Source organism: Bartonella machadoae, from assembly GCF_022559585.1.
GTDB classification, from domain to species: Bacteria; Pseudomonadota; Alphaproteobacteria; order Rhizobiales; family Rhizobiaceae; genus Bartonella; species Bartonella machadoae.
This window is the reverse complement of record NZ_CP087114.1, coordinates 508,413-522,848: the sequence shown is the minus strand read 5'-3', so window position 1 is coordinate 522,848 and position 14,436 is coordinate 508,413. Positions and strand designations below refer to the sequence as shown.

Annotated in this window: 9 protein-coding genes and 1 tRNA gene; 2 read left to right on the top strand and 8 right to left on the bottom strand. The window is 36.1% G+C overall.

The window, feature by feature from the left end; translation table 11 throughout:
* Window positions 1-128: 128 nt before the first annotated feature.
* The 4 genes from LNM86_RS02520 to LNM86_RS02505 form a co-directional block, all read right to left on the bottom strand.
* A complete protein-coding gene (locus LNM86_RS02520; RefSeq protein WP_241438306.1) occupies window positions 129-1,517 on the bottom strand; it encodes an amino acid permease in 1,389 nt (462 codons plus the stop codon).
* A gap of 681 nt (window positions 1,518-2,198) precedes the next feature.
* Entirely contained in the window at window positions 2,199-2,546 is a 348-nt protein-coding gene (locus LNM86_RS02515) for a hypothetical protein (protein WP_241438305.1), read from the bottom strand.
* A 404-nt stretch (window positions 2,547-2,950) separates the two neighbouring features.
* Window positions 2,951-4,489, bottom strand: a complete 1,539-nt coding sequence (gene hutH, locus LNM86_RS02510; protein WP_241438304.1) for a histidine ammonia-lyase — start codon at window positions 4,487-4,489, stop codon at window positions 2,951-2,953.
* Between the two features lie 1,129 nt (window positions 4,490-5,618).
* Window positions 5,619-5,695, bottom strand: a tRNA-Arg gene (locus LNM86_RS02505).
* Window positions 5,696-5,947: 252 nt separating this feature from the next.
* Here LNM86_RS02505 and LNM86_RS02500 point away from each other — a divergent pair.
* Entirely contained in the window at window positions 5,948-6,721 is a 774-nt protein-coding gene (locus LNM86_RS02500; protein ID WP_241438303.1) for an NAD kinase, read from the top strand.
* A 147-nt stretch (window positions 6,722-6,868) separates the two neighbouring features.
* Window positions 6,869-8,272, top strand: a complete 1,404-nt coding sequence (locus LNM86_RS02495; RefSeq protein ID WP_241438302.1) for a DEAD/DEAH box helicase — start codon at window positions 6,869-6,871, stop codon at window positions 8,270-8,272.
* Between the two features lie 60 nt (window positions 8,273-8,332).
* Here the strand turns inward: LNM86_RS02495 and gltX are convergent, their stop codons facing one another.
* From gltX to gor, 4 genes are all read right to left on the bottom strand, one after another.
* Window positions 8,333-9,712: a glutamate--tRNA ligase gene (gene gltX, locus LNM86_RS02490; RefSeq protein WP_241438301.1), complete on the bottom strand. Its 1,380-nt coding sequence runs from the start codon at window positions 9,710-9,712 to the stop codon at window positions 8,333-8,335.
* Between the two features lie 9 nt (window positions 9,713-9,721).
* On the bottom strand, window positions 9,722-11,383 hold the full coding sequence (locus LNM86_RS02485; RefSeq protein ID WP_241438300.1) for an NAD+ synthase: 1,662 nt from the start codon (window positions 11,381-11,383) through the stop codon (window positions 9,722-9,724).
* A 123-nt stretch (window positions 11,384-11,506) separates the two neighbouring features.
* Window positions 11,507-12,886, bottom strand: coding sequence for a class II 3-deoxy-7-phosphoheptulonate synthase (locus tag LNM86_RS02480; RefSeq protein ID WP_241438299.1), 1,380 nt, complete (start codon window positions 12,884-12,886; stop codon window positions 11,507-11,509).
* A 72-nt stretch (window positions 12,887-12,958) separates the two neighbouring features.
* Entirely contained in the window at window positions 12,959-14,350 is a 1,392-nt protein-coding gene (gene gor / locus LNM86_RS02475) for a glutathione-disulfide reductase (RefSeq protein ID WP_241438298.1), read from the bottom strand.
* Window positions 14,351-14,436: the final 86 nt, after the last annotated feature.

Genomic DNA, 14,436 nt, shown 5'->3' with positions numbered 1-14,436 from the left:
TCACTGGAGAATTTACCCTTTTATAAAGAACTCCTAAAACAAAAGGAAAATAAAAAGATCCCCTAGTCTATAAGGATAATGACGTCTTTTTCCCATAAAAGTATCGGCTATTTTTCCTAACTTAACTCTTATTCGTATTTTATTGCAACTTGCTTTTTCTTCAAATTATAAAGTTTAAGTGCATAAAAACAAATAACAAGCCAAATAATCCAACTTACACCGACAATCAAAACGGGCCGCGTATCGTCAAAAAAACACAACAAAATAAAAATAAAAATCATAAACAAAATAGAAAAAATCGGTCCTACAGGCCAAAATGGAATTGGAAATTTTAAACCACTTTGCACTTCTTTAGACATTTTAAGACGCATACAAATTTGCGAAAGTAAAATCATCATCCAAACAAAAACTGTTGCAAATGTTGCCATTGCTGCAATGAGAAAAAAGAGCCCCTCGTGATAAAAATAATTAAGGACAACACCAAGAAGAAAAATAATGAAGATTAGTAAAATAACAAAAATCGGTATACCATTTTTTGATAAATATTGAAATCTTTTCAAAGCATACCCTTCTTGCGATAACCCATGTATCATGCGACAAGCACCATACATCCCACTATTCATCGCTGAAATAGCCGCTGTAACAACAACTATATTCAGAATGTTCGCTGCATATGAAATCCCAAGATTTTCGAAAATTGAAACAAAAGGGCTGTTCATAAGACCAATTTTATTCCAAGGATAAAGGGACATTAAAATAGCTAAAGTCATAACATAAAATAATAAAATACGTACTGGAGTAGAGTTAATTGCTTTTGAAATTGTTTGATAAGGATTTTGTACTTCCATCACTGCCATCCCAATGATTTCTATACCTCCAAAAGCAAAGACCACAACACTAAAACAAGCTAAAAAACCAAACCAACCATTGGGAAAAATACCACCATTTTTCCACAAATTATGGATACTAACAGCAGAGGAATTTACACCTGTATTCCAACCAAACAAAATAATTGCTATTCCCAAAACAATCATTACAATGATTGCAATAATTTTAACAGAAGACAACCAAAACTCTAGTTCACCGTATACTTCTACCGCTGCCAAATTAATCCCTGTAATGAGGAGTGTAATGCTAAGCGCCCATATCCAAGGTGCAACATTAGGGTACCAAAACCCCATATAAGTCGCAAAAGCCGTGATATCAGCTAAACCAACAAGAATCATTTCGAATACGTATGTCCACCCCGTTAAAAAACCAGCCAATGGTGATATGTAATTTGCAGCATAACGAGCAAAAGAACCTGGTAATGGATTATGAATGATCATCTCACCGAGGGCTCGCACAACCATAAAAATTGCTAAACCGGAAATGCAATAAGCAATCAAAACACTTGGACCAGCAAGCTTAATCGCTTGCGCTGACCCATAAAAAAGTCCTGTTCCAATAGCAGAGCCAAGAGCTAAAAAAATAACTTGGCGCTTATTCATCCCTCGTTTCAGTTCATTCGTTACCATTTGTTTCCTTCTTCACTGAAATTTTGACTAAAATTCATACCACAAACATTCACTTTGTATAAATAAAGCTTCATGTTTTTCTCACGAATATATTTTTTAAAAATATTGAACAATAGCTAATCACACATTCCATCATTGGAAATGAAAAAATAATTTTATTTTGAATTTTTTAGCTTATAAGTTGACGTAATAAGCCAACACTATCATTACATTTATTAATTCCCAATTTTGCGATAGTTTTTACATCGAGACAGTAAAGCATCCTTATTCCTTTATCAGCAAGCCAATCCTATGTATAATAGCAAAAGGAATGGTTTTGATTATTTCAATATGAACAAATTTAAAATGAAAGAATCACATGATAACCGGTAGCTATCATGAAGATGCAAAATAATAAATTCCCTTTAAAAATCAAAGCGCTTTTACAATCATGATTTTTCTCATGTATTTTCACATGCTTTTGTTACAGAAAAAATATTGGAATGCGTACAATATCAACCTTTATGTTTTTCATTCCACTTATTCAAATAAAAGCTTTAAAATTTTACTGCACTATTTTGAATAGTGAATACGCTAATTATTATGATCTTAAGCAAATTCTCTATCATTATTTTACTCATAATACACAAGAATTATATACAACAATGCACAAAATAACCTTTAACACCTTAAACAATCTCATCAATGATAAAGTGAATCTCGCCAATTTTCAAAGGTTTGAGAAAATTTAGCTCCAACCCATTTCTTCAAAACTCTAACAGTTTTGAGCACGTAATTTCTTAAAAAAAGAACTATTGCAGTAAAAGTATCCTTCTTTTGCTCGATAATACATCTATTCTTTTCTATATTGTTTTGACCTGAAATATTAAAAATATTTATATTGTTTTTCTGAATTGTATCTTTCTCTTGGGCAATCATAGCAATGAAAAGATCTTCTTTAGATCTGTCTTTCCAGAGACTCGCATTAATTTCCATATTTGTGAAAAAAATAAATGTTATTAAAATATAGAATTTACTCTTCTTAAACATTCATTTCTCCTTTATTTTTATTAAAATAAATTATAAAATTTAGATATTTAAAAAAAATAATAAAATATTAAACTTATTAATATGATATACTTTGTGTAATGACAAAAAATATAAATAAAATATATTAAAATAACAATATATAATCTTTTAATATATCTGTTATGCAATAAAAATGCAAAAATTATCTTCTGCAATGTTATCTTTCATAAATCTGTACCGATAAATAAAATTACCATGAAACATAACATGAGGAAGACAATTGGATAAAAGTACCCAAAACATATCAGAAAGTAAATGAGCCTATATTTATTTAAAATTTTGAATATATTATATATTCTATAAATTTCTCTAGAACAATCTAAGAATCAAACGTCACTTCTTCTTTATTGATCTCAAAACAAATATTATTTCGGTTCTAAGTGAGGAAAAATTGTTTTTGGTAAAACAGATAATAAGCACCCCTCACGCACAAGAATGTGCCCCTTATGAAGATCTGGTGCTAGATAACGATCCTCCTTAAGAGAAGCAACCTTTGTGCGTAGATACTCCATAACAGCTTGCAAGAAAGAGCTTGTTTTTAAAGGCGCACGATATTCAATTCCTTGTGCTGCAATAAGCGTTTCAATGCCAATAATAGTAAAAAGATTTTCACTCATTGCTAATAATCGACGAGCACCATGGCAAGCCATTGAAACATGATCTTCCTGATTTGCTGAAGTTGGTGTTGAATCAACCGAAGCAGGATGTGCCATTTGTTTATTTTCAGACATTAAAGCAGCCGCTGTTACTTCAGCAATCATAAAACCTGAATTAAGCCCCGCATTTTGCGCTAAAAAGGCTGGAAGTCCATGGGAAACTGCTGGATCAACCATAAGAGCAATACGTCTTTGAGAAATAGAGCCTATTTCACATAACGCAAGAGCGATCTGGTCAGCAGCAAATGCTACAGGTTCAGCGTGAAAATTTCCACCCGAGACAACCTGACCACTGCTTAAAATTAATGGATTATCTGTCACTGCATTTGCTTCAATAATGAGTGTTTTTGCCGCTGCGATAAGAAGATCAAAACATGCCCCCATAACCTGTGGTTGACAACGTACACAGTAAGGATCCTGTACACGATTATCATCATGCAAATGTGCAATCCGAATTTCTGAATCCTCTAAAAGCTTTTCTAATGTTTGTGATACAGAAATCTGTCCATAATGACCTCGTAAAATATGGATATCAGGATGAAAGGGTGCTGTTGATCCCATGATAGCATCTGTTGTCAATGCCCCAGCAAGAAGACCACTACACAATGCCCTGTGACTATGAAAGAGACCTGCAAGAGCGAGTGCTGTTGATGTTTGCGTACCATTGATAAGAGCGAGACCTTCTTTTGCTTCTAAAATGATAGGGGACAACCCTGCTTCTTTTAAAGCAGATGCTCCACTCATACGAGTCTTTTGAAAGAATGCTTCTCCCTCTCCCATCATAACAGCAGCCATATGAGCAAGTGGTGCAAGATCACCTGAGGCACCAACAGATCCCTTTTCAGGAATGACAGGAATAACACCTTTTGCAAGCATATTTTCTAGTAAATGTACCAACTCTAAACGAACACCAGAAGCACCTCGCCCTAAAGAAAGAAGCTTTAAAGACATTATCAAACGCACAATATTTTCAGCTAAAGGTTCTCCTACACCGCAACAATGTGATAAAATAAGATTTCTTTGCAAAAGCGCTACATCGTTTGCATCAATTTTAATCGAAGCCAATTTGCCAAAACCAGTATTGATCCCATAAACTGGTTCACTACCAGCAGCAATTTCAGCAATGCGCTCTGCTCCCTTTCTGATAGCTGAGTGCGTATCACTGTGAAGCTTGCTCACTTCACCATTGAAATAAATAGCCTCAAGATCGCTAAGCGTTACTTTACCAGGATTTAGTAAAATAGTCATAATTCACTTTCTTAATTTACTTACATTATAATACTTACTTATATCATAGCGCTTAGCATTGTTGGATTTTCTATCAAACAAAAAAGGTATAGCTTTTCTTTAGAAAGATTAAAAATCTACCAAATGAACAAATTCTGCATATTCTTTAACTTATGAATAGCAAGATTAACTATTGCCTTTTTAAGTGCTATTTTATTAGGAAACTCTTACACATCCTTTTCTAGGATTAAGGTGGAATCCGTTTTATTCACTGTTAGAGAATTTGGTTGTGGATTTTTTGTATCATACATCCCCCCTTCAAAATAATAAAAAGAGTTAGTTTCCTTTAAAAAGCTCAATAGAAAACCTCTGCTATATTATACATAATACACATATTATTTAAAATATAATTAAATATTAATTTAAAATAATAAAAAATATTTAAATAATAGATATAAATTACTCAAATAAATTTTTTTAATCAGTAATAGATAGTCAAATTTATATATTATCTCAATAAGCAGTTATGATAAGGAAAATAACACCTACGGTATGTATTGGAGTCTTGATATCCTTTTTTCTGTATCTATCAATGTTCTTGAGGTGCATGATAATAGATAAGTAAGCTAAACGCGTACAATAGATTTTATAAAAAATATGTAAATGAAAATTACAAAGATTTATAACACCACATAAATAAGAAAAACATATAGATTTTTTAATATAATTTTTTACAATATGATTACTATTGTCAGTATTTTAATGAACTCATGAAAAATAATAATATAAAGTGTATAACATAATGCTTCTTTATAAACATTTTCTATGAAATATTCTCTTAATATAGTAATAAAAATATCTCTCATTCATTTATAGAAAGAAGACATCGTTTTTAAATTTTAATCTCTTTCCCTAGCAATATGATAAAAGAACTTTATGCGATAAACTCTTCCATTGCACATCCTTCTCTCTTAATATTAAAATTACTCAACAAAGGATGAACAAATAGAAAACAACTTTATTTTCCTAAAATTATTTGATTATTCTGTCCATAACTCACAAGAATCTCCAATCACCATTTAATAAAAATAATTTCATCTTTGTTAGACAATATTGTTATAAAAATCATGGAGATGCGATTGATAAAGTTTGGTGCACCCGACAGAATTCGAATCTGTGACCTCTGCCTTCGGAGGGCAGCGCTCTATCCAACTGAGCTACGGGTGCTTAAAACTAAATAAGTAACCTTTTAACTGATCATACTCTCAGCTTCAACAATGAATTACCATTCTTAAAAAAACACCTGTTGATGATTTATATCACTCTATAATCTTTTCGTCATATCTGCCCTATATTTATCTTAAACAGATTACTTTTCATATATAATCCTTTTTCTTATAAAAACAGTTTTTATATACAACTTCAAAACTCCCTTGAAATAAGCTAAAAAATAAATTGTGAATATCGGGATAATTTTTAATGATGACATTACCAAAGCGCTTCCATTTTATTTCTTCTGAAACTGAGGAAGCCATCAAAGCTACTCATAAATTAATTTCTGTTTACGGTCATTTTTCTCTAGAAGAAGCTGACGTTGTTGTTGCAATCGGCGGAGACGGAACAATGTTGCAAACAGTACGGGACGTTATGAATACCGGAAAACCTATCTACGGTATGCATCAAGGCTCCGTAGGATTTCTTATGAATGAATTCCATGAGAAAAAATTGCCAAATCGTATTGCTGCCGCACATAAAAAGGAAATTCATCCCCTACGTATGATTGCAAAAGATGAATGTCAAGGAACTATTGAAGCACTCGCAATCAATGAAGTTTCCCTTTTTCGTCAATCTTATCAAGCAGCGAAAATTCGTATTAGTATTGATAACCATGTACGTATGGAACAATTAAGTTGCGATGGTGTCCTCGTTGCTACACCAGCAGGATCTACTGCCTATAATTTATCAGCACAAGGGCCTATTTTACCTCTTATGGCGCCACTTATGGCACTTACTCCCGTTAGTCCCTTTCGTCCTCGACGCTGGCACGGAGCACTGCTGCCAAATACAGTAATAATACGCTTTGATATGCTCGAACCAGAGAAACGCCCTGTAAACGCTGCTGCCGATAATGTTGAAGTTAAATCTGTCCATTCAGTCACTATTTCAACAGCAACAGAAGTAACAGCCTCAATCCTGTTTGACTCTAACCATTCATGGGATGAACGGATTTTATCAGAACAATTTCGCTATTAATTATTGTATTATGCCTCCTATAGGGATATGACTGTTATAGTTGACTTTTTTTGAAGGTACCTTAGCTCTCTAAAAGAGTATAAAATACTTAATCTCACGAATAGTTTGAATAGCAAAACTAAAATAGCAGAGCAATTGATAGAAAAAATGATACCACCTTTAAACAGTTTTGATGATTTAGGTCTTTCCGCAAAAGTTATTAAAGCAGTAAAATCCGCAGGATATACAGTTCCAACACCTATTCAGAGTGGAACAATCCCCCATGTCCTTCAAAGAAAGGATGTTTTAGGAATCGCTCAAACAGGTACGGGAAAAACAGCTTCTTTCGTTTTACCTATGCTCACACTCCTTGAAAAAGGTCGTGCAAGAGCACGGATGCCTCGTACTCTCATATTAGAACCGACACGAGAACTGGCAGCCCAAGTTGAAGAAAATTTCGATAAATACGGTATAAACCATCGTTTAAATGTTGCACTTTTGATTGGTGGGGTTTCTTTTGAACTCCAAGACCGTAAACTTGAACGAGGAGCTGATGTTCTTATAGCAACACCAGGGCGCCTACTTGATCATTTTGAACGCGGCAAATTGCTGATGATGGGTGTTGAAATTCTTGTTATTGATGAAGCTGATCGCATGTTGGATATGGGATTTATTCCTGATATTGAACGTATCTGTAAACTCACCCCTTTTACGCGCCAAACTTTGTTCTTTTCCGCAACAATGGCACCAGAAATTACCAAGCTCACAAAGCAATTTCTCCACTCTCCTGTCTCTGTTGAAGTGACGAAAGCATCCTCAACAGCAACCACAATTACACAGCGACTCGTCAAATCGGGAAATAAGTCATGGGATAAAAGAGCGGTTTTACGAGAACTTATTCACAATGAAGGCGATGCGCTTAAAAATGCTATTATTTTTTGCAATCGAAAAAAAGACATTTCTGAACTGTTTAGATCTCTCGTCAAACATAATTTTAGTGTAGGCGCACTGCATGGTGATATGGATCAACATTCACGTACGAACACACTCAATGATTTTAAAAATAATAGAATCAAACTTCTTGTTGCTTCTGATGTTGCTGCCCGTGGACTCGATATTCCAGCAGTAAGCCATGTGTTCAACTATGACGTTCCTACACATGCCGAAGACTATATTCATCGGATTGGTCGTACAGGACGTGCAAATCGCAGCGGAAAAGCTTTCACAATTGTCACAAAAGATGACCAAAAATATATCAGTGCTATTGAGGAAATGAGCAATGAAAAAATTGAATGGTTTAATGGCGATCTCTCTACTTTAACGACCGATGATCAAGAAGACAAAATCATTTTAAAGAAAAAATCTTCAAAATTAACAAAGAAAACGGCTTCCAAAGAGCGTACTGTTCAAACGAAAAAATCCCTGCAAGACGATAAGCTAGATTACATCCAAACTGCAAATAATACAGCAAAACAATCTGTACAACAGCGCCCTCGAAAAAACAAAGACTCCTCTTTGCTTGGATTTGGTGATGATATCCCAGCATTTATGCTCATAAAAATTCGTCATTAAACGGGAATTTTCACTCTCTTGACAGTACGCAGAACAAATAAAATGCTCTGAAATGCTGTTTTACTCTCCTTGATGTATCAGTCTTTCTATGATCTTCTCACGTCCCAAGAGCGGTAAAAACTTCCCCATTTCAGGTCCATGGTCCATACCGGTAAGAGCTTGACGCAATGGCATAAACAGAGCTTTCCCGCTACGTCCTGTTTTTTCTTTTAATACGCTTGTCCAAACTTTCCAACTTTCATCATTCAATGTACCTTTAGGCAAAAAATCAAGTGCCTGATGAACAAATGCGCGATCCTCTGGAGTTATCATATCAAAGCTTTGCTCATCATGAATTATTTTCCACCATAAAACAGCATCATTTACTTTGTTAATATTGCCTCTTATCGCCTTCCAAAAACATTCTGCCTTTTCTCCATCAATAGAAAGACTTTGAAGACGCGTTTTAACCTCCTCATAGGTCAATTCATGCACAAGATGACTATTCAAAGTCAAAAGATCAGCAATATCAAATTTAGCGACCGATCGTGATGTTTCTTGAAGATTAAAATGCTCTAAAAGCGCTGCTTGATGAGGATAGGGATATACATTTTGCGATGTCCCAATCAAAACAGCAAGGCATTGAACAACTATAGATTCAAATCCTTCTTCTCGTAGAGAACGAATAGAAAGATCATTATCCCGTTTTGAAAATCCTTTTCCTAAAATTGTAGCCAATAAATTAATATGGCTGAAAACTGGTAATTCTGCACCCAGAGCTTTAAAAAGAGCAATCTGAGCACCTGTATTTGTAATATGATCATCTCCACGAATAATATGTGTCACAGCCATATCTATATCATCTACGACAGAGGGTAATGTATAAAGGTAACTTCCATCTTCACGAATTAAAACAGGATCTGAAAGAGAGGATAAGTCAATTATCTGCTTTCCTTTTACTGCATCATCCCAGCAAATTTCTGTTCGCTTTGTTTGTAAAGGATTATTTTCAAAATTAGGGAGAAGAAAACGCCAATGCGGCTTACGGCCTTGCGATTCAAATGCTTCTTTATCTTCTGCTGTCAATTTCAATGCAGCACGATCGTAAACAGGAGGCAATTTGCGTGAAAGTTGGATTTTACGACGCCGATCTAATTCTTCAGCAGTCTCATAACAGGGATAAAGAAGACCACGTTGTTTGAGCGTTTCTGCAACTTCATCATATCGGCTAAACCTCTTGGATTGATAATAAATTTCATCTGGTTGAATACCAAGCCATTCAAGATCAACGGCAATAGCATCAATATATTCCTGTTTAGAACGTTCAACATCTGTATCATCATAACGCAAAATAAAGGTTCCTTTATGCGCCTGCGCATAAAGCCAGTTGAACAAGGCAGTACGAATATTACCAATGTGAATATAACCTGTTGGAGAGGGTGCAAAACGAACTTTTATCATAAAAAATGCTCAATTTCTATCGCGAAAACGATTGACAATAGGATAACGACGATCACGACCGAAGTTCTTGTGACTAATTTTTACACCGGGAGCCGATTGTCGTCTTTTGTATTCTGCACCATAAAGAAGCTGTTCAATTTTTTCAACTGTTTCCCGTAAATAGCCTCGTTTTACAATATCACAAACACTCATGTCATTTTCTACAAGAGATTGCAAGATATCATCTAGAACAGGATATGGAGGAAGAGAATCTTCATCTTTTTGATTTTCCCGAAGTTCTGCGGAAGGCGCCTTTTCTATAACATTGAGGGGAATGACAACGCCTTCAGGTCCTTCAAAATTTTGCAAATGGTTTTTATTGCGCCATTCTGCTAGTGCATAAACTTGCATTTTATAAATATCCTTAAGAGGATTAAATCCCCCATTCATATCACCATAAAGTGTTGCATATCCCACAGCCATTTCTGACTTATTGCCTGTTGTTACCACCATGGAGCCAAATTTATTGGAAAGCGCCATCAAGATGGTGCCGCGTACACGACTTTGAAGATTTTCTTCTGTAACATCCGGAGGTAGTCCTACAAAAACAGGCGCCATTGTCTTCAAAAAAGCTTCAACAGGTTGCACAATCGGAACTACTTCATAATGGCATCCTAAAAGACGCGCACACTCCTTAGCATCCTTCAATGACTCTTGTGAAGTATAATGATAGGGCATCATTACAGTGCGAACTCTTTCAGCACCGAGAGCATCCACCGCTATCGCTGTACAAAGAGCTGAATCAATCCCTCCCGAAAGACCAAGAATAACATCCTTAAAGCGGTTTTTATGAACATAATCTCTCACACCCAAAACACAGGCTTGATAATCAGCAGCTAACCCACTGAGAAGATTTTCACTTGGACCAGAAATACATTGCCATTCTGTCGTTTTCCGTTGCCAATGCGTTAAAGCAATTTGGCTTTCAAAATGTTTCATTTGAAAAACCATTTTTCCTTGCTCATTTAACGCAAAAGAGCCGCCATCAAAAACGAGTTCATCTTGACCCCCAACTTGATTAGCGTAAATAACAGGTCTACCAGATTGAAGCACTTGCGCACGAACAACCTCTATTCGTTTTAATGTTTTATCACGAGAATAGGGAGAGCCATTAAGGGCAAGAATAATCTCAGCTCCTTTATTAGCAAGCTCTGTACATAGAGAGGGATCATTCCAAATATCCTCACAAATCACTATTCCTAGTCTTATCCCGCGATAGAGAATTGGCTCAGGGCGTGGACCGGGAGAAAAGAGGCGCTTTTCATCAAATTCAGCATAATTAGGTAAATCAAACTTATAGCTTTCAGCAATGATTTTCCCTTCATCAAGAAGCATAGCACCATTGTAAATGGTATTATGACGCCTGAGAGGAAGACCAATTATAATTCCTGGTCCCCCTATTGTCACTTGTGCTAATTTTTCAACAGCATCTTCACATGTTTTTATAAAAGCAGCTTTGAGAACAAGATCTTCCGGCGGATAAGCACTGATAAAAAGCTCCGTGAATAAAACAAGATCAGCGCCCTCTTCCTTTGCTTTTTGATGCGCCATTACAGCGAGAGAAAAATTTCCTTCAATATCACCAACGACAGGATTTAATTGGGCAATTGCTACCCGAAAATCATTTTTCATAAGCCTTTGTATCATTTCATCAGTTTTGTAAGCATAACTCTGCTCTCATTATCGAAAATATTTCTTTTCTAAAAAACGCTCTTTCATAAACAGCTAAAACAAAAAATATCTGCGATTTTTTGTCTAACTATTTGCTACAAGAGCGAATGAATCAGCATGACGATTTTTTTTAAGAAGTTCAGCAACAAGAAAAGCTAATTCTAATGCTTGATCTGCATTTAACCGTGGATCACACTGTGTGTGATAGCGATCAGATAAATTTTCTACAGAAATGGCGTGTGCTCCACCTGTGCATTCTGTAACATCACGACCCGTCATTTCAATATGAATGCCCCCTGGATAAGTTCCCTCCCCATAATGCACTGAAAAAAACTTTTCTACTTCCTTTAAAACATAATCAAAGGGACGTGTTTTATAGCCATTTACAGTAACCGTATTACCATGCATGGGATCACACGACCATATCACCTTACGCTGTTCACGCTCAACGGCATGAATCAATTTAGGCAGGTATTGTTCAACCTTATCATGACCAAAACGTGTAATAAGTGTCAATCGCCCCAGTTCGTTTTCAGGATTTAAAATATCGATTAACCTCAAAAGTTCATCAGCTTCAAGAGAAGGACCACACTTCAATCCAAGTGGATTTTCAATACCGCGGCAATATTCAACATGAGCATGATCAATCTGGCGTGTACGATCACCAATCCATAACATATGCCCAGAGGTTGCGTACCAATTTCCAGAAGTTGAATCAATCCGCGTCAAAGCCTCTTCATAACCAAGCAAAAGCGCTTCATGGCTGGTATAAAAAGATGTTTCTCGTAATGAAAAGTTTGTTTTTGACGTAATCCCTATAGAACGCATGAAATCAATGGCTTCCGAAATACGCTCTGCCAACAACTCATAACGCGCGCCCTGTGGACTATTAGAGACAAAACTTAACATCCATGCATGAACATTTTCTAAATTGGCATATCCTCCTTGTGAAAAAGCGCGCAACAGATTCAATGTTGCCGCAGATTGGCGATAAGCCATAGACATTCGTTGTGGATCAGGAATACGAGAATCCGCTTCAAATTCAATGCCATTAATAATATCCCCCCGATAAGAAGGAAGTTCAATCCCTCCTTTACTTTCTGTATCACAAGAGCGTGGCTTAGCAAATTGACCAGCAATACGACCTATTTTAACAACGGGTTTAGAATTACCGAAAGTTAAAACAATCGCCATTTGCAAGAATACACGAAAAAAATCACGAATATTATCAGCTTCATGTTCTGCAAAGCTTTCTGCGCAATCTCCACCCTGCAATAAAAAAGCTTGGCCTTGTGCAACAGCTGCTAATTCATTTTTTAAATCACGCGCTTCACCAGCAAAAACTAAAGGAGGATAGCTGCGCAGTTTTCGTTCAACATCTGCTAGCACAGATTTATCTGGATAATTCGGTACTTGTTTAATTGGCCTTGCTCGCCAAGAGTTAGGCGCCCATTCTTTTCTCATTATACTCTCTCCAGAGCTTAAATTCACTGTTTGTTATCTCGAAAACTTTATCAGTTTTCCCAATATGTCTGTTTAATTTTCTATTTTTTTTCCATTTTTATAGATATAACTTGGTTTATACATCGTTACCAGCTCTTCTGCCATCGTTGGATGTACTGCCATCGTTTCATCAAAGACATCCTTCGTCAACTTGCCCTTGAGAGATATCCCTATGAGCTGTGCCATCTCACCAGCGTTCTCCCCTAAAATATGAGCACCTATAACAATCCGGCTTTCACCATCGACAATAAGCTTCATAAACATTTTTTCTAAGCTTCCGGAAAGAACATTGCGCATAGGACGGAAAGCTGTACGATAAATCTCAAGATGCTTATAACGATGGCGTGCATCTTCTTCTGAAAGACCAACTGTTCCAATCTCTGGCTGTGAGAAAACCGCTGTCGTGATCAGATCATAATCAGGTGCAGTAGGGATATTTTCAAACGCAGTCTTCACAAAACACATTGCATCATGAATCGCAACAGGTGTCAATTGAATATGACCTGTGACATCACCAACAGCCCAAATGTGTGGTATGTTTGTTGTCATTCTTTCATCAACAATAACAGCACCCAATTCATTCAATTTAACACCGGCCCGTTCAAGCCCTAAGCCTGTTGTATTTGGTATACGCCCTGTCGCCAACATAATCTGATCGGCACTGATGATTTGCCCATTTGATAAAACAGCATCATAACTATTCTCTCTCGCTTGTACTTTAGAAACTGTTGCCCCATAAACAATAGAAATCCCTTTTTCAGTCATTGCATCATTGAGCAACTGTCGCAAATCATCATCAAAGTTACGAAGGATTAAATCACCACGATGGAGGAGTGTTGTTTTGACACCTAATTCATGAAAAATGTTAGCAAATTCAACACCAATATACCCACCACCAACAATGACTATTGATTTTGGAAGCTCTTCAAGATCAAAAATTTCATTAGAAGTAAGACAAAAATCTTGCCCCCTTATTGTCGTGTTTGGTGCAACTTTTGCCCCCGTCGCGATTAAAATTTTTTCTGCGCTAATCCGCTCACCTGTTGCTGAAAGCTCTAATGTATGATCATCCACAAAAACTGCACGGCTTTCATAAATATGAACATTGTTATTTTGCAACCCCTTGCGATAAAGCCCTTCTAATCTTGTTATTTCTTTATTTTTAGCTGCAACTAATTTTTTCCAGCGAAAAACTGGGTTAGTATATTCCCATCCAAAACCAACGCTTTTACGGAACTCTTTTGCATATTGTGAAGCATAAACATATAATTTTTTGGGAACACAACCACGAATAACACACGTTCCTCCTATACGATATTCTTCTGCAATAGCAACACGCTTACCAAGTCCTCCAGCAAGACGTGCCGCACGCACTCCACCAGAACCACTGCCAATAACAAATAAATCAAAATCAAAAGATCCCACGAACTTTTCCTTCTCATCCGTCTACAATAATAGGCTATGATTATTTATTATCAAATGAAAGTCTTTGTTTATTTTCAAGCACTCTT